At 62.6% G+C, this 16,376-nt stretch carries 13 protein-coding genes; 5 read left to right on the plus strand and 8 right to left on the minus strand.

Features of this window, described 5'->3' with window-relative positions; all coding sequences use genetic code 11:
- Nucleotides 1-26: 26 nt before the first annotated feature.
- The 4 genes from coaD to HNP71_RS04180 form a co-directional block, all read right to left on the minus strand.
- Complete coding sequence (gene coaD, locus HNP71_RS04165) at nt 27-533, minus strand: pantetheine-phosphate adenylyltransferase (protein WP_183265602.1); 507 nt, start codon at nt 531-533, stop codon at nt 27-29.
- Nucleotides 526-3,249 (minus strand): DNA gyrase subunit A, encoded by a 2,724-nt coding sequence (gene gyrA / locus HNP71_RS04170; RefSeq protein WP_183265603.1) that lies wholly within the window; start codon nt 3,247-3,249, stop codon nt 526-528. The genes coaD and gyrA overlap by 8 nt, the downstream gene beginning before the upstream one ends.
- 144 nt (nt 3,250-3,393) lie before the next feature.
- Complete coding sequence (gene gmk / locus HNP71_RS04175) at nt 3,394-3,975, minus strand: guanylate kinase (RefSeq protein ID WP_183265604.1); 582 nt, start codon at nt 3,973-3,975, stop codon at nt 3,394-3,396.
- Nucleotides 3,968-4,870 (minus strand): YicC/YloC family endoribonuclease, encoded by a 903-nt coding sequence (locus tag HNP71_RS04180; protein WP_183265605.1) that lies wholly within the window; start codon nt 4,868-4,870, stop codon nt 3,968-3,970. The genes gmk and HNP71_RS04180 overlap by 8 nt, the downstream gene beginning before the upstream one ends.
- 335 nt (nt 4,871-5,205) lie before the next feature.
- Here HNP71_RS04180 and HNP71_RS04185 point away from each other — a divergent pair, with 335 nt between their 5' ends.
- The gene (locus HNP71_RS04185; RefSeq protein WP_183265606.1) at nt 5,206-5,409 is read left to right on the plus strand and encodes a hypothetical protein; all 204 of its coding nucleotides are present in this window, start codon (nt 5,206-5,208) and stop codon (nt 5,407-5,409) included.
- Nucleotides 5,410-5,427: 18 nt separating this feature from the next.
- Here HNP71_RS04185 and kdsA read toward each other — a convergent pair whose 3' ends face one another.
- Nucleotides 5,428-6,270: a 3-deoxy-8-phosphooctulonate synthase gene (kdsA, locus tag HNP71_RS04190; protein ID WP_183265607.1), complete on the minus strand. Its 843-nt coding sequence runs from the start codon at nt 6,268-6,270 to the stop codon at nt 5,428-5,430.
- Between the two features lie 113 nt (nt 6,271-6,383).
- Nucleotides 6,384-7,928, minus strand: coding sequence for an amino acid permease (locus tag HNP71_RS04195; RefSeq protein WP_183265608.1), 1,545 nt, complete (start codon nt 7,926-7,928; stop codon nt 6,384-6,386).
- Between the two features lie 173 nt (nt 7,929-8,101).
- Between HNP71_RS04195 and HNP71_RS04200 the strand changes: the two genes are divergently transcribed.
- Both HNP71_RS04200 and HNP71_RS04205 read left to right on the plus strand, forming a co-directional pair.
- On the plus strand, nt 8,102-9,463 hold the full coding sequence (locus HNP71_RS04200; protein WP_183265609.1) for a glutamine synthetase family protein: 1,362 nt from the start codon (nt 8,102-8,104) through the stop codon (nt 9,461-9,463).
- Nucleotides 9,464-9,469: 6 nt separating this feature from the next.
- The gene (locus HNP71_RS04205; RefSeq protein ID WP_183265610.1) at nt 9,470-10,636 is read left to right on the plus strand and encodes an iron-containing alcohol dehydrogenase; all 1,167 of its coding nucleotides are present in this window, start codon (nt 9,470-9,472) and stop codon (nt 10,634-10,636) included.
- 159 nt (nt 10,637-10,795) lie between these two features.
- Here HNP71_RS04205 and HNP71_RS04210 read toward each other — a convergent pair whose 3' ends face one another.
- Together HNP71_RS04210 and HNP71_RS04215 are read right to left on the minus strand one after the other, a co-directional pair.
- Nucleotides 10,796-11,887, minus strand: coding sequence for a glycosyltransferase family 87 protein (locus HNP71_RS04210; protein ID WP_183265611.1), 1,092 nt, complete (start codon nt 11,885-11,887; stop codon nt 10,796-10,798).
- Between the two features lie 103 nt (nt 11,888-11,990).
- On the minus strand, nt 11,991-12,482 hold the full coding sequence (locus HNP71_RS04215; RefSeq protein WP_183265612.1) for a GNAT family N-acetyltransferase: 492 nt from the start codon (nt 12,480-12,482) through the stop codon (nt 11,991-11,993).
- Nucleotides 12,483-12,707: 225 nt separating this feature from the next.
- On the opposite strand from HNP71_RS04215, the gene HNP71_RS04220 reads away from it, so the two are divergent.
- Both HNP71_RS04220 and HNP71_RS04225 read left to right on the plus strand, forming a co-directional pair.
- The gene (locus tag HNP71_RS04220) at nt 12,708-14,996 is read left to right on the plus strand and encodes a peptidase domain-containing ABC transporter (RefSeq protein WP_246344052.1); all 2,289 of its coding nucleotides are present in this window, start codon (nt 12,708-12,710) and stop codon (nt 14,994-14,996) included.
- Nucleotides 14,953-16,374, plus strand: coding sequence for an HlyD family type I secretion periplasmic adaptor subunit (locus tag HNP71_RS04225; protein ID WP_183265613.1), 1,422 nt, complete (start codon nt 14,953-14,955; stop codon nt 16,372-16,374). The genes HNP71_RS04220 and HNP71_RS04225 overlap by 44 nt, the downstream gene beginning before the upstream one ends.
- Nucleotides 16,375-16,376 lie beyond the last annotated feature (2 nt).

The raw sequence follows: 16,376 nt of genomic DNA on the forward strand, positions 1-16,376 counted from the left end.
GGCGGTGAGAAGTGTGCGGCGCTGGATCATGCTTCACCTTTCAGTTTCGCCATGGTTTTCTGGGCTGTCAGCTTCGGCACGAAGCTGGAGATATCCCCCCCGAAGGCGGCGACATCCTTCACGAACCGGGAGGAAATGAACTGGTGCGTTTCGCTCGCCATCAGGAATACGGTCTCGATACTGGAATCGAGCCGGTAATTCATCCCAGTCATTTGGAATTCATAGTCGAAATCGGTAACGACGCGCAGGCCTCGCACGATCATCTGCGCCCCCACCTCACGCGCGAAGGCGATCAGCAGCGTCGAGAACGGGCGGACTGCAAGCTCGATGCCAGCGCGCTCGGCGATGGGCCGCACCTCGGCTTCGACCAGCGCGACGCGCTCCTCCAGGCTGAAGAGCGGCCCTTTGCCAACATTCACCGCGACGCCGATCACCAGCTTATCCACCAGCTTGGCGGCGCGGCTGATGATGTCGACATGCCCGTTGGTAATCGGGTCGAACGTGCCGGGATAAAGCGCGATACGCTCAGCCATCTTCACCCTCCTGCTCCTGTTCCAACACCGGGAACACGCTGGTCACGCGCTCGTCCTCATCCAGGCGGAACAGGGTCACTCCCATTGAGGCGCGGCCCGTGATGCGCACTTGGTCCACCGGCACGCGGATCAACCGCCCGCCATCGGTGACGAGCATGATGTCGTCACCCTGACGCACCGCGAAGCTGGCCGCCACGGCGGTGCCGTTGCGCTTGGCGTTGAGCGTGATGTTGGCGATGCCCTGTCCGCCTCGCCCGGTGACACGGTATTCGTAAGCGGAAGAGCGCTTGCCGAAGCCCGAATCGGTGACGGTAAGCAGAATTTCCTCCGCCTCGGCCAACTCCTTGATCCGCTCATCGGAGAGGGCGACATCGGCCACGCTCTCCTCGGCCTCGGTCGAGGCTTCGCCCTCCTCGCCCGTGGTGGCGTTGCGCTGCTTCATGAACGCGGCACGCTCCTCCACGCTGGCTTCGACATGGCGCAACACTGAGAGGCTCATCACCTCATCCCCCGCACCAAGCCTGATGCCGCGAACGCCGGTGGAGTCGCGGCCCGAGAACACCCGTAAATTATCGTCGGTGATCTGGAAGCGGATGCAGCGGCCAAGCTTGGTGGCCAGGAACACGTCGTCGCCGTCGCGGCAGGTGGCGACGCCGACCAGATGGTCTCCCTCGTCCAGCTTCATGGCGATCAGCCCCGAGGCGCGGACGTTCTTGAAATCCGCCAGCCGGTTACGGCGTACATTGCCGCTGGAGGTGGCGAAGACGAGGTGCAGATTCTCCCATAGGGTTTCATCCTGCGGCAGCGGCAGCACGGTGGTGATCTGGTCGCCGCCCAGCTCGGGCAGCAGATTGACAAGCGCCCTGCCCTTGCCCGTGGCGCCGCCTTCCGGCAGGCGCCAGACCTTCTCGCGGAAGACCTTGCCTCCCGAGGAGAAGAACAGCACGAATTGGTGGGTATGGGCGTTGAAGCTGCGCGTGACGATATCATCGCCACGCGTGCCCGCGGCGGAGCGCCCGCGCCCGCCGCGATTCTGGGCGCGGAAGACATCGAGCGGCGTGCGCTTGATGAAGCCGTCACGCGTCAGGGTGATGACCATCTGGCCCGGCTCGATCAGGCTCTCGTCGTCGAGATCGGCGTCCACATCCTCGATGGAGGATTTACGCGGAGACGAAATCTTCTCACGTGCGGCCAGAATCTCATCGCGCATCACTTCCAGGCGGCGGATGCGCGAGACAATAATGGCGAGATATTCCTTGATCTTCTCGGCAACTTCCGAAAGCTCCGACTGGATCTTGTCACGCTCCAGCCCCGTGAGGCGGGCAAGGCGCAGTTCCAGAATACCGCGCGCCTGCGCATCCGTAAGGTGGATGGTGTTGTGCTCGGAAACAGAATTGCCAACATCGTCGATCAGCGCCAGCAGCGACAACACGTTTTCCGCCGGCCACTCGCGCGCCATAAGCGCGGCGCGGGCGGTGTTGGAATCCGGGCTGGAGCGGATGATCTTGATGACGTCGTCGATATTGGCGACGGCGATGCCAAGGCCGATCAACAGATGCGCGCGATCGCGGGCTTTGTTCAGGTCGAAGCGCGCACGGCGGAGGATCACCTCCTCGCGGAACTCGATGAACAGGCCGAGCAACTCCTTCAGCCCCATCTGCCGGGGTTTGCCCTTGTCCAGCGCCAGCATGTTGATGCCGAAGCTGCTTTGCAGATTGGTCATACGATAGAGCTGGTTCAGCACCACCTCGCCGGTGGCGTCGCGCTTCAGCTCGATGACGATCCGCATGCCCTCGCGGTCGGACTCATCGCGCAGGTCGGCGATGCCCTCGATCTCCTTGGCGCGCACCAGCTCGGCGATGCGCTCCAGCAGCGTGGATTTATTGACCTGATACGGGATTTCCGTGACCACGATCGCATCGCGGTCCTTGCGGATTTCCTCGATGGTGGCGCGGGCGCGCAGGATGATGGAACCGCGCCCAGTCTCGAAGGCGGAACGGATGCCGGAGCGGCCGAGAATGATACCCGAGGTCGGGAAATCCGGGCCGGGGACGATCTTCATCAGCTCTTCCAGCGAGATGTCCGGTTCGGCGATCATCGCCAGAACGGCGTCCAGGATTTCCGTCGGGTTATGCGGCGGGATGTTGGTCGCCATGCCCACGGCGATGCCGTTGGAGCCGTTGATCAGCAGGTTCGGGAAGGCTGCCGGGAGAACGCGCGGCTCCTGCTCGCTTTCATCGTAGTTCGGCTGGAAATCGACGGTGTCCTTGTCGATGTCGGCGAGCAGCAGCATGGCCGAGGGGGCCAGCCGCATCTCGGTATAACGCATGGCGGCGGGCATATCGCCATCGATGGAGCCGAAATTGCCCTGGCCGTCGATAAGCGGCAGGCGCATCGAGAAGTCCTGCGCCATACGCACGGCGGCAAGGTAGATCGCGCTGTCGCCATGCGGATGGTAGGCACCCATCACGTCACCGGTCATGCGCGCGGATTTGCGGTAAGGCTTGTCCGGCGTGTTGCCCGCCTCGTTCATGGCGTACAGAATGCGGCGGTGCACAGGCTTCAGCCCGTCCCGCGCATCCGGCAGAGCGCGGCTGACGATGACGGACATGGCGTAATCCAGATAGGATTTACGCATCTCATGCTCGATGGAAACAGGCTCCTGGCCACGCGGCAGCAGCGGCTCCGCGCCGGGGTCTTCAGTAATATCGGTCATGTCAGATCAGAGACTCGCCCAACGCTGGACATCGGCCAGCGCGGCGCCTTGCAAGGCGTTGAAAATATGGGAAAAAATATCCTGCATTCTCGCCCATTTGTAGCATGGCGCGGGCGGTTTTACAAATCGCCCGCGCCATGACCTTTAGAGCTGCCGCTTAGTCTCCAGCCGGCAGGCGCGCAGGATGGCGCGCAGATCGGCCAGGGCCACGTCGAGGTCATGGTTCTCCACGATATAGTCGAACTCCCCGGCATGAGAGATTTCAGCCTCGGCGTGTTCCATGCGGGCTTCCACCTGCTCGGGCGTGTCGCCGCGCTTGGTCAGGCGGTGGCGCAGCACCTCCAGCGAGGGCGGCTTGATGAACACGCCCACCACATCCCCGCCCATGGAGGCGCGAAGCTGGCGGAAGCCCTGCCAGTCGATGTCGAACATCACGTCCTGCCCCATGGTCAACGCCCCTTCCACCGGGGCCCGGGGCGTGCCGTAGGAGCGGCCGAACACGCGGGCATATTCCAGAAGTTCGTTCGCCTCCACCATTTCATCGAACCGCTCCTGGGTGATGAAATGGTAGTGCTTACCTTCCTTCTCGCCGAGGCGGCGCGCGCGGGTGGTCACGCTCACCGAGAGGTTCAGCTCATCGTCCTGCTCCAGCAGCAGGCGCGAAAGGGTGGTCTTGCCCGCCCCCGAGGGCGCGGCCAGCACCAAACAGAGGCCGCGCCTACTCAATGTTCTGCACCTGCTCGCGCAGCTGCTCGATGGCGGCTTTCAGCGCGAGGCCAATATTGGTGAGCGGCACCGAGGCCGATTTGCTGCAGAGCGTGTTCGCCTCGCGGTTGAACTCCTGCATCAGGAAGTCCAGCTTGCGGCCCACAGCCACGCCTTCCTTCAGCAAGGCGCGCGCAGCCTCGATATGCGCGGCCAAACGGTCCAGCTCCTCGCGCACGTCGGACTTGGTGGCCAGCAAGGCAATTTCCTGGGCAATGCGTTCTTCCGGCAGATTCGGCGTGCCGCCGATCAGCTCAGCCAGCTGCGTGGCCAGCTTGGCGCGGTGCAACTCCGGCTGCTTGGCGGCTTCCAGCCCGGCAGCCTCGTGCAACAGGGCAATCTCGTGTAAATTGGCGCCGACGATCTCGGCCAGCTTGCGGCCTTCGGCAGCGCGGGACTCCGCCAGCCCCTCCAGCGCCTGGACAAAGCCGGTGCGCACCGCGTCATGCAGGGCGACGCGCTCCTCCTCGCTCTCATCCTGCGCCCCAGTGCTGCGCATCACCCCCGGCAGGCCCAGCAGCAACTCGGCCCGCGGCGGCAGTGCGCCGGGGATGTTGTCCGCCAGCTCGATCGCCAGTTCCTTGATCCGCTCCAGCGCCACCATATCCGGCACGATGGACACAGCCTGCTCGCGCTTGAGCGTGAGCGTGCCGGAAACATTACCGCGCTTCAGCCGCTTGGCTGCGAGGTCACGCAGGGGGAATTCCAGCGCCTCCAGCCCAGAAGGCAGGCGCAGCTTCACGTCCAGTCCACGCCCGTTCACGCTGCGCAGCTCCCACACCCAGGCAGTGCCGTTCAGCTCACCTTGGGCGCGGGCGAACCCCGTCATCGAGGCGATTTGCGAAAATTCAGTCATGGGCTGGCCTCATAGCAGGAGGGGGGCGGACTGCCCATATGTCCTGGCAAGACCTTCCCGAAGGGGCCGCACCGGTTTCACCACATTACGGACTCATCTTTAGGTTGTCAGAAACTCTAACCAGACCGGACATTGGAGCGCAGGAGAGCCGCCGGAAAAACACCGTTAGTTGCAGCCGAAACGAAGAAATAAATTTCCACATTTTGTCACATTGCTGCGCTGCACGCAAAATTATTTCCGTACCTCGCTGAATTTTAACCATTTCGGAGCCGCTTTTCACTAGGAAGCAAGTCCGTTTCCGGTTAAGTACCGGCCACAACTTTAGGGGTTGGACTATGACCACGAAAACCTTTCACGGGTTCATGCTCTGGGCCGTGCCGCGCTTTCATCGGTCTGATGCCATTTGCCCGGAGGCACGGAACCAGGAGCGCGCCGGCGGCCTGCTCCACCAGTTCGCAACGTTGCGGCAGGAGGAGCCAGACCACGAGGCTCCCGCACCGCGCCCGGCGCTGATGCGCGAGACCGCAACCTGCCATTAAGTCAGGCGAGGCCGGGGCTTATTGCCCCTTCGCCACCTTGTCGAACGCCATCAACCCGCGAACCAGCGCCTCGAAATTCTTGAGCGCGATCATATTCGGGCCGTCAGAAGGGGCTTTGTCAGGGTCCGGATGAGTCTCGATAAACAGCCCGGCCACGCCCACCGCCACGGCGGCGCGAGCTAGCACAGGCACAAACTCGCGCTGCCCGCCCGAGGCACCGCCAAGCCCGCCCGGCTGCTGCACGGAATGGGTGGCATCAAAAATCACCGGCGAGCCGAATCCGGCCATGATTGGCAGGGCGCGGAAATCGGAAACCAGGGTGTTGTAGCCAAAGCTGGTGCCGCGCTCGGTGGCCATCACGCGCGGATTGCCCGATTGCGTGACCTTGGCGAGCACGTTCTTCATGTCCCACGGAGCAAGAAACTGCCCCTTCTTCACGTTAACCACCGCGCCGGTCTCGGCGGCGGCGATCAGCAGGTCCGTCTGCCGGCAAAGGAAGGCGGGGATTTGCAGCACGTCCACCACCTCGGCCACCGGGGCGCATTGCTCGCGCTCATGCACGTCGGTGAGCACCGGCAGGCCGAGGCGGCTCTTGATGTCAGCGAAGATTTTCAGCGAGGCGTCCAGCCCCACCCCTCGCGCACCGGAAAGGCTAGTGCGGTTGGCCTTGTCGAAGGAACTCTTGAACACAAGGCCCACACCTAAGCGTGCGCATATCTCCTTCAGCGCGCTGGCGCATTCGAAGGCGTGGGCCGCGCTCTCGATCTGGCAAGGCCCGGCAATCAACGAGATCGGCAGATCGTTTCCGAAATCAACGCCGCCAACGGAGACTATAGCAGCAGGGGCGACGGGAGCGGTCATGGCGATTCCTTCAGCAGCGGGCATTTTGCCGTCCTATAGCTCGCAAAGACGCAGCCCGCAAAAAAAGCCCCGGATCACTCCGGGGCCCTCCAGTTGCCGCAAGGTGCGGGAGCTCAGTCCTGGGCGCCCTTGAGGGCCTGCTCCTCGGCCACGATCTCGGCCGCGCGGGCGGCGATTTCGGTGGCGTTGATCGGGGGCCCAGGGAACCGGGTGCGGGCAACACCGAACCAGATCACCGCGATGACGGCGAGCAGACCGATGAAGTAGCTGTCCAGAATGTCATTGGGCGGACGGGTGCCAATGTAGATGATGACGATGCCGCCCAGGGTGCTGATCAGAGCCAGCGGCTTGGACAGAAAGCCCAGGCGGAACGGCCCGAACTCCGTCCAGCTGCGGCCCTCGGCGAACAGCCCGGCCATGATCGGCATGGCATACGAAATGTAGAGGAACATCGCGCAGCCCGCCGCCAGCGCCGCGAAGGCCGGGGAGTACAGCGTAGCGGCGATGGACACCGCCACGACCGCCCAAATGGCATAAACCGGCGAGCGATGCTTGTGATCAACCTGCTTCAGGTATTTGTGCCCGGGCAGACCGCCATCACGCGCGAAGGCGTAGACCATGCGCGAGGTGGAGGTGACACCGGCCAGCGCGCAGAGAAAGTTGGACAGCACGATACCGACATACAACACGTCCTTCACCGCCGTCGGCACCGCGAGGCCAGCCAGCAGATTGAAGATGACATTGCCACCATCACCCGCGGCCTTAACCGGGTCCGGCATGGCCAGCACGAAGGAGCAGGCCATCACCAAACCGAACACCGCCGACCAGAAGATGGCATTGATGATGCCGCGCGGCACGTTGCGGCGGGCATCGACCGTTTCCTCGGAGGTGTGGGCCGAACCGTCGAACCCCGTGACCGTGTAGAGCGGGTAAAGCAGCGCCAGCAGGAACAAATAATACGGGCTGCTGCTCTGCGGCACGATGCCGCCACCCGGGGCGCCAGAGAAGTTGTGGAACGTGATCAGGCGCGAAAAATCCAGGTGCGGTGCAGCATACAGCATGGTGCCGGTCAGCAGCACGGCGATGACAAAAATCAGCACGCCCGAGAAGTCGATGAGCTTGGTGGTGGTGCGAATGCCAAAATGGTTCAGCAGCCCCTGCACGCCGGTGATCAGCACCACCGCGATGGTCTGCTGCGCAAAGCCCCAGGAGGACGTGTTGATGTTGAAAATATTATTGAGGACGAGGCCGACGAACAAATTGTAAACGCCGACATTGACCGAGGCGATGACGAAGATGAGCCCCAGCATGTTGAACCAAGCAGTGGCCCAGCCCCAGCCACGCCCACCCAAGATGGACGACCAGTGGTACAAGCCGCCCGCCGTGGGATAAGCTGACGCAATCTGGGCCATGGAGAGGCCGACAATCAGGGCGAAGGTACAACCGACGATCCAGCCGATGATGGCGGTGAAGGCGCCACCAGTGCTGTAGCCGACCTGAAAGGAAGTGATGCCACCCGCCAGGATGCAGATGATGGAGAAAGACACGGCGAAATTCGAAAAGCCATGCATACGCCGGGAAAGCTCCTGCGCGTATCCCATTTTGTGCAGTGCAGCGGCATCTGCCGCCAACACCTCTTTCTCAGTCTCGTTAGACATCAAGTACCCCTCTATGTTTCATTGGCCGTGTTTTGTTAGTTTTTGGCGTGATTGTTTTTATAGACGGAGCCTATACGCTGATATTGGGTTCGCCAAGAGAAACTTGGCCTTCCGCCATTCCTGCGCATAGAAAATTGTGATTATAATCGACAAAACAACCTGGGAGCTAAACCATGGTCTCAACCCCCCATCTGACATTGCCCGAGCTCAGGGGCATGGCCGAGCGCGGCGAGATTGATACGGTCATCGTCGCCGCCTGCGACATGCAGGGCCGCCTGCAGGGCAAGCGGGTGATGCCGAGATTTTTCCTCGAATCCGTGACCTCCGAAGCCGCCGAGGGCTGCTCCTACCTGCTGGCCACTGATATCGAATGCGGCACGGTGCCGGGGTATGAGCTGACCTCCTGGGAAAAGGGCTATGGCGATTTCATCTTCGCGCCCGACCTCTCCACACTGCGTCTCGCCCCCTGGCAGCCGGGGGCGGCCATCATCCTGTGCGACATCGAGCTGAAGGGCCACAAACCCGCGGATATGTCGCCGCGGACCATGCTCAAGCAGCAGCTTAACCGGCTGAAGGCGCACGGCCTCACCGCCTGGGCCGCCACCGAGCTTGAGTTCATCATGTTTCGTAACACCTATGAGGACGCGTGGAACAAGGCGTATCGGGGCCTGACCCCGGCCAACCAGTACAATAACGACTACTCGATCCTCGGCACCGCACGGGTGGAGCCCATCATCCGGCGGATCCGCAACGCCATGGAGACCGCCGGAATCCAAGTGGAAAACTCCAAGGGCGAGTGCAATCTCGGCCAACACGAGATCAATTTCCGCTACGGCCCAGCGGTGGAGACCTGCGACAAGCATGTCATCTACAAGGAAGCCGCCAAGGAGATCGCTGCGCAGGAGAATGCGGCCATCACCTTCATGGCCAAGTTCAACGAGCGGGAGGGCAATTCCTGCCACACGCATCTATCGCTGCGCAACGAGGCGGGCGATGCCGTGTTCCTCGATGCCGACGGGCATTCGCCCTCCAAGCTGTTCAAGCAGTTCATGGCCGGGCTGCTGCGCCACGCGCCCGAGATCGCGCTGTTCTTCGCGCCCAACATCAACTCCTACAAGCGCTTCGCCCTGGGCAGTTTTGCCCCCACGGCACTGGCTTGGGGCATGGATAACCGCACCTGCGCCTTCCGTGTGCTGGGACATGGCAAGTCCATCCGCGTGGAAAACCGCCTGCCGGGCGGAGATGTGAACCCGTATCTGGTGTTGGCCGCGATGATCGCCGCCGGGCTTGCGGGCATCGAGGGCGATTATGCCCCGGTGCCACTGTTCACCGGCAACGCCTACACCGCCGACCTGCCGCGTGTGCCCAACACCCTGGCCGATGCCGCCAAGCTGTTCGCGGAGAGCGAGTTCACCCATTCGGTGTTCGGCATCGATGTTGTGAAACATTACACTAACATGGCGAAAGTGGAACTGGACGCGTTCAACGCGGCCGTGACTGACTGGGAACGGTTCCGGTCTTTTGAAAGGATGTAAGCTACCATGGAATTACGCGGTAATTGGCGAATCCCCACGGAGATTCTGGCTGGCGCGGGGCGCGTCGCGGAACTACCCGCCCGCGTGCGGAGTGCCGGGATTGCTCGTGTACTGATCGTCACCGATCCTGGCGTGGCCGGGCTGCCCTTCTTCACGGGCATTGTTGAATCGTTCGAGAAGGCGGGCATCGCCACGGCGGTGTTCAAGGACCTGCACCCCGACCCGCTGGCCGAGGACGTGGCCGCGGGTGCTGCTGCCTACAAGGCGCATGGCGCGCAGGCCGTGATCGCGGTTGGCGGCGGTTCGGGGCTGGATTGCGGCAAGTCCATCGCACTCGCCGTCTCCACTTCCCGCCCGCTCTGGGATTTCGAGATCACCCTGCCTACCCCGGCGGTGGATGCGCCGCTCCCGCCGATCTTCGCCGTGCCCACAACCGCGGGCACGGGCTCCGAGGTAGGGCGCGCGACCGTGGTGATCGACACCGCCAAACGCCGTAAATACATCCTGCTGCACGCGCAGATGCTCCCGCGCCTCGTGGTGCTGGACCCGGAGCTGACCTACGGCCTGCCGGCCTTCGTCACCGCCTGGACCGGCATGGACGCCCTCGCCCACTCGCTGGAGGCGTATTACGCCACCTTCTACCACCCGATCGCCGATGGCATCGCGCTGGAGGGCATGCGGCTGGTGAAGGAGAACCTCCTGACCGCCGTGAACGAGCCGAAGAACCCCGAGGCGCGAATGAACATGCTGGCCGCCGCCTCGATGGGCGCCACCGCCTTCCAGAAGGCGCTGGGCGCGATCCACTCGCTCTCCCACCCCATCGGCGCGCGCTTCCACGCGCATCACGGCCTAACCAACGCCGTGCTGATGCCCTATGTGCTGGCCTTCAACCGCCCGGTGGTGGAAGCGAAGATCGCCCGCGCCGCCCAAGCGCTGGGGATTGAGAACGGGTTCGACGGCTTCCTCAACTGGGTGCTGGAGTTGCGCACGGCACTCAACATTCCGCACACGCTGGAAGGGCTGAAAGTGACGCCCGAGGCGCTGAAAGAACTGGCCGAGGAAGCGGTGCTGGACCCGAACACGCCGGACAACCCACGCGTGGCCGACAAGGCCGATTACCTGCGCATTTTGCAGGCGGCGATGGCGGGGAATCTGGCGGGGTTGGAGAATTAAAAGCTTTTAGCGCTGCTTTTTTACAAGAACTTTGCTCAGCGCGCCTGAACCAGTGGCGCGCTGAGCAAACTAAAAAATTTCCAAAACGCTTTTTTCACAACCCCATCTGCATCCCCCCGTCGAGGCAGCGGTCGAACTTCCAGCCCTCCTTCGTTGCTCTTAGGTCGTGCTATTGGCAAACTGGAGCCGGGCTTCTGAAGCGCCATAGGCGGCGACAACCACCAAGAACATTGCACCAGTTGAGAAAGTGAAGAACGACAGCAGCGCATAGACCGCCATGAGCAAACAGAACGCTGCAAAGATCTCAAGCCCATAACGCGGATCTCTCATCCCGTATGCGGCAAGAACGGCGGCCATGGCTGATAAATCGTAGATGCAGTCATGGGGTACGGACAGGAACGCTAAAGCCAGCGTAGCGAGCAGCCGGGCGAGAGGGTTACCAGTCCAACGCCGACGCCACAAGCGCCAAGTCAGCACCGCTGCAGCCAGTGTTGCCATCCCCTGTACAAGCATTGCCGTGGGGACATCGCTCCCCAGGCTATGCGCCTCCACGAAGGGCGAAACCATGATACTCTGCCCAAACGGCCAGGGACGGGACATGATCGTACCAGCTACGGCAAGCTCGTGATAGATAAAATAAACCCACGTAGCAGGACCGAAGAATAGCACACTGCTCAGGCCCATCCCCCCAGCCGTAACAGCGGCAACCACGAAAGCCGTGTAGTTTCTGGCGGCTAGAAAACAGACCGGCAGCAACATGGCCAAATGCGGTTTGATGATCAGCGCACCGGCTCCCAATCCTGCAAGAATCGGCGACGCCTCGACACAGCCGAGGGACAAAAGCAGCAGAGCGGAGGTGAAGAAGCCATTCTGACCAATAGCTAAGCCATATAGGGAGACAGGAGAGACCATCGCCAACGCCACCGCTGCAAGAGGCACCCCCACCCGGCGTGCTGCAAATATAAAGGCGGTCAGCCCCGCCACGGTCCAAACCACGAAGCTCTCAGGCGCGGGCAATAGCGCCAATGGACGGACCAAAAAGAGGAACGGCGGTGGATACGTGTATTCACAGACCTTTGCTATGTCTTCGGCATGCCCCCCGACCTCGGTAGCCACGAGCTTACCGGCCGCCCGGAAACATGCAAAGTCACCAGGAACAGCAAAGGCGCCTCTGGAAAAGTTGTTCAGGAACAAGTGTCCGAAAAAGATAACACCAATGACATCAGCCATGGCGATGACAATGAGTATCAACAGACATCCCCCAGATGGACGGCGTTCCGTCCTCCGATTGCCTCCGGGACGTGCGACCGGATGCACCAAACTGCCCCCGTGAGAGGCTTGAAAATTATCCCCCTTACAGCCCCTTCTGCATCACCACCACATCCAGCCAGCGGTCGAACTTCCAGCCTACCTTGCGCATGATGCCGGTCTGCTGGAACCCCGTGCTGGCATGCACACCGATCGAGGCGACATTCTCCGAATCCCCGATCAGCGCCAGCATCTGCTTGAACCCGGCGGCGCGGGCGCGGTCGATCAGCGCGCTGACGATCGCCTTACCCACCCCCTGGCCGCGCAGCCCCTCGCGCACATAAACACTGTCCTCCACCGTGAAACGGTAGGCGGGGCGGTCGCGGAACGGGCCGTAATAGCCATAGCCCAGCACGCCGGAGGCGTCGCGCGCCACCAGCCAGGCGAAGCCCGCTTCCCGGTTCGCCTCAAGCCGCGCTCTCATCTCCTCCAACGAGGGTGGCACCGCCTCGAACGATCCCGTACCGTTGAGCACATGATGCGCGTAGATCGCCTGGATCCCCGGCAGATCGTCCTCGCTTGCGTCGAAAATCTCCATACCCACTCTCCCGATGCGCCGGAGCATGGCAAATCCGCCGTCCCGTGAAAAGCACCGTCCGGGGCGCACCAGGGACTTACGAACATTTTACCGCAAAATCAGATAGCAAGCCGCCTCTATGCGGATAGCCGTTGTGCATGAGCGAGATTATCATGCATAAGTGGCATGCCCGGACAGCTCATGCCGGGCACGATATGCCATGCCGTGCGAAAAGGGTAAGACGACATGACCGATACGACGCGCAGCTCCGCAGCTGGCACAGCGGGAGAGCCGGGCGCTAATCCGGATGTCACCGCCTTGAACGACGCGGTGCATGGTGCCGATACGCTGGCCCAGGCGCGTCTGGCGGCGGTAATGTTCGCCGCCCGCTATCACGGCGTGGAGATGAACCCAGAAAGCCTGCGCCTGCGCCCAGACGAACCCGCCCCCTCCCCGCCCGTTTTGGTGGAGTGGCTTCGCGAGACCGGGCTGTGGGTGCGCGGCGTGCCGATGAATTTCCGCCAGTTGATGAAGGTCGACGACCCGGCGCCAATCGTGCTGCTGCTCGACGATGGCGGCGCGGCGCTGGTGGTGGGGCGTGACCGCGACCGCGGATTACTGGTGCTGCGCGACCCGCGTGGCGGCACGGGAGACCCCTTGATCGCGGTGGATGAGCTGCGGTTGAAGCAGGTTTGGAGCGGCGGCGCGCTGCTGATCCGCGCCAAGCGCGGCGGGCTGGAAGGCGAGCCGGTGTTCAATCTCGGGCTGATCGCCCGGCTGGTCTGGGCCGACAAGCGCATCATGCGCGACATCGCCATCTCCTCCATCACCATCACCATCCTCAGCCTGGTGCCGATCTTCGTGGTGATGCGCGTCATCGGCACGGTGCTGCAATATCAGGGCACGGCGACGCTCGATCTCGTCATCATCCTTCTCGTCGTCGCCATCGGCTTCGAGATGCTGCTGAGCTGGGGCCGAAAGCTGATGGAGGTGATCCTCGCGGCCAAGTTGGATTCGCGCCTCAATCTGATGATCTTCGACCGTCTGCTCGCGCTGCCGATCGAGTTCTTCGAGCAGCAACAGGCCGGCGTACTTACCTACAAGGTGCAGCAGGTCAACAAGGTGCGCGAGTTCCTCACCGGCAGGCTGATGAACACCTTCATCGACCTGTTCATGCTAAGCATCCTGCTGCCGCTGCTGTTCTACATGAACGCGACTTTGGCCTGGACGGTGCTGATCGCCGCGGCACTGATCGCCGCCATCATCGCGGCCTTCCTGCGACCAATGGCGATCATGACCGGAAAAATCATCGCAGCGGAATCAGGCAAGGGCTCGGTGCTGGTGGAATCCATCTACGGCATCAAGACGGTGAAAGCGCTGGCGCTGGAGCTTACCCGCGCCGCCGATTGGGACCGGCGCGTGGCCGAGGTGGCGGAACTGCATGTCGAGGCTGGGCAGCTGGCCAACTGGCCCGCAACGCTGGCCATGCCTTTGCAGCGTTATTGCAGCATCGGCGTGATCACGCTCGGCGCCTATATCGCCCTGCATAGCAACAACCCGCTCGATGCCGGGAGCCTCACCGGCTTCATGATGCTTGGCGGCCGCGTCGCCGGGCCGCTGGTCAGCCTCGCCGGGCTGATGGAAAACGTGCAGGACGCTCAGGCCGCGATTGGCCAGGTGGCCTCGGTGCTCAACCGCCCGAACGAGAAGCAGGCCCTCACCCACGGCCTGCGCCCGCGCTTCGAGGGCGCCATCGAGTTCGATGACGTCACCTTCAAATACGAGGGCGCGAAAACCCCGGCGCTCGACAAGATGAGCTTCAAGATTCCCGCTGGCACCATGCTTGGGCTGGTGGGGCGCTCGGGCTCGGGCAAGTCCACCATCACCCGCCTGCTCCAAGGCATCAACCGCGACTACCAGGGCGCCATCCGTATCGACGACAACGATATGCGCGAAATCAACCTGCGCCATATCCGCAAGAATTTCGGCATGGTACTGCAGGACAACTTCCTCTTCCGCGGCACGGTGCGCGAGAACATTATCGCCGGGCGGCCGGGCCTGTCGTTCGAGGATGCGGTGCGCGCAGCCCGCCTTGCCGGGGCTGAGGAGTTCATCGAACGTCTGCCCAACGGCTACGACACCTTTATCCAGGAAGGCTCGCCCAACCTCTCCGGCGGACAAAAGCAGCGCCTGGCCATCGCCCGCGCCCTGATCTCGGATCCCAAGATTCTGATCATGGACGAGGCGACCTCGGCCCTCGACCCCGAGAGCGAGGCGCTTGTGAACGCCAACATCCTGCGCATCGCCAAGGGGCGCACGATGGTGATCGTCTCGCACCGCCTCTCATCTCTGCTCGACTGTGACCTAATCATGGTGCTCGACCGCGGACGCACCGTCGACATCGGTACGCATCACGAACTGGTAGAGCGTTGCGCCATCTACCGCCATCTGTGGTTCCAGCAGAACCGCCACCTCGCGCCTGAAGGATTCGATGACCATGCTGCGTCTGCGCCGGTTCTTACCAAAGGCCACTGACCAGGCCCTCGGCACCGTTGCTGAGGAAGCCTTGCCGCTGCCGGTGCTGGAATTCCAGTCCCCTACGGCTGCGGTCATCGCCACGCCGTTGCCGATGTTTGCACGCTCGACAACCTATATCGTCACGGCGCTGATTGGCACGGTCCTGCTCATTGCCGGCACGGTGAAGGTGGACAAGCTGGTTAGCGGCACCGGCACGCTCAGCGCCACCACGCCGGACTTTTCCATCCAGGCATTCAACAGCGGCTCGATCATCCGCGACATCAAGGTTCACGCCGGCGATTTCGTGAGCAAGGGCCAGGTGCTGGCAACGCTCGACCCCACCTACGCCACGGCGGACCTGACGGGCCTGACCAAGCAGGAGCAGAACTATGCCGCCCAGGTGGCACAGCTCCAGGCGCAGGAGGACGGCAAGCCCTACGTGCCGGACCCCAGCAACCCGTTCTCCGCACTGCAACTGCAAACCTATAACCAGCAGATGGGCCAGTATAACTTCACGCTGCAGAACTACGACCAGCAGATCAACCAGCTGAACACGCAGATCCAGGGCTACAAGGCCCAGGCGGCGTATTTCCGCCAGCGCCTGTCCATTGCCAGTAATGTCGAGGACATGCGCAAGAAGCTGCAGCAATTGCAGGTCGGCAGCCAGTTGGACACGCTCGCCGCCACCGATGACCGCGTGAGCATGCAGACCCAGCTTGCCTCCGCCGTCTCGCAGGCTGATGCCGACCAAAAGCAGCTCGCCGCCGTGCAGGCGCAGCGCGACAGCTTCGACCAGCAGTTCAAGGCCCAAACCTCCACCCAGCTGGCCACCGCGCTGAACAATTTGGCCCAGGCGCAGCAAGACCTTGCCAAGGCCAAGTTGAACAATGATCTGGTGGAACTCACAGCCCCCCAAGACGCCGTTGTGCAGTCCATCGCCCAGGTCTCCCAAGGGTCTGTGCTTCAACCGGGCCAGCAGCTTATGGACCTGGCTCCAGTGAATTCCCCCTTCACGGTCGAGGCGGATATCGCGGCAACGGAATCCGGCTATGTGCAGCAGGGCGACAAGGTGGTGATCAAATTCGCCACCCTCGACCCCTCGCTTTACGGCACGGCCAAGGGCACCGTCACCTCCATCAGCGCCGAGAGCTTCAACCCGCAGGACCAGCAGAGTGCCGCGCTAAACGGTCCGCCTTTGCCTGGCGGGCCGCAGACCCTCTACTACAAGGTGCAAGTCTCGCTGGATGTGCTGAACCTGCACAACGTCCCCACCGGCTTCCGGCTGGTGCCGGGCATGCCGGTGGAGGCCGATGTCATCGTCGGCAAGCGCTCAATCCTCGGCTTCTTCCTCTCCCAGCTGGCACCTGTCGCTTACAACAGCATGCACGAGCCCTAACC

This window comes from Acidocella aromatica (assembly GCF_014201825.1).
Taxonomy (GTDB): Bacteria; Pseudomonadota; Alphaproteobacteria; order Acetobacterales; family Acetobacteraceae; genus Acidocella; species Acidocella aromatica.

What these genes read in the sequence shown, in the direction of transcription:
- coaD (WP_183265602.1), bottom strand. Translation starts at nt 533, where the DNA reads ATGGCTGAGCGTATCGCGCTTTATCCCGGCACGTTCGACCCGATTACC.
- gyrA (WP_183265603.1), bottom strand. Translation starts at nt 3,249, where the DNA reads ATGACCGATATTACTGAAGACCCCGGCGCGGAGCCGCTGCTGCCGCGT.
- HNP71_RS04180 (WP_183265605.1), bottom strand. Translation starts at nt 4,870, where the DNA reads ATGACTGAATTTTCGCAAATCGCCTCGATGACGGGGTTCGCCCGCGCC.
- HNP71_RS04185 (WP_183265606.1), top strand. Translation starts at nt 5,206, where the DNA reads ATGACCACGAAAACCTTTCACGGGTTCATGCTCTGGGCCGTGCCGCGC.
- kdsA (WP_183265607.1), bottom strand. Translation starts at nt 6,270, where the DNA reads ATGACCGCTCCCGTCGCCCCTGCTGCTATAGTCTCCGTTGGCGGCGTT.
- HNP71_RS04195 (WP_183265608.1), bottom strand. Translation starts at nt 7,928, where the DNA reads ATGTCTAACGAGACTGAGAAAGAGGTGTTGGCGGCAGATGCCGCTGCA.
- HNP71_RS04200 (WP_183265609.1), top strand. Translation starts at nt 8,102, where the DNA reads ATGGTCTCAACCCCCCATCTGACATTGCCCGAGCTCAGGGGCATGGCC.
- HNP71_RS04205 (WP_183265610.1), top strand. Translation starts at nt 9,470, where the DNA reads ATGGAATTACGCGGTAATTGGCGAATCCCCACGGAGATTCTGGCTGGC.
- HNP71_RS04215 (WP_183265612.1), bottom strand. Translation starts at nt 12,482, where the DNA reads ATGGAGATTTTCGACGCAAGCGAGGACGATCTGCCGGGGATCCAGGCG.
- HNP71_RS04220 (WP_246344052.1), top strand. Translation starts at nt 12,708, where the DNA reads ATGACCGATACGACGCGCAGCTCCGCAGCTGGCACAGCGGGAGAGCCG.
- HNP71_RS04225 (WP_183265613.1), top strand. Translation starts at nt 14,953, where the DNA reads ATGACCATGCTGCGTCTGCGCCGGTTCTTACCAAAGGCCACTGACCAG.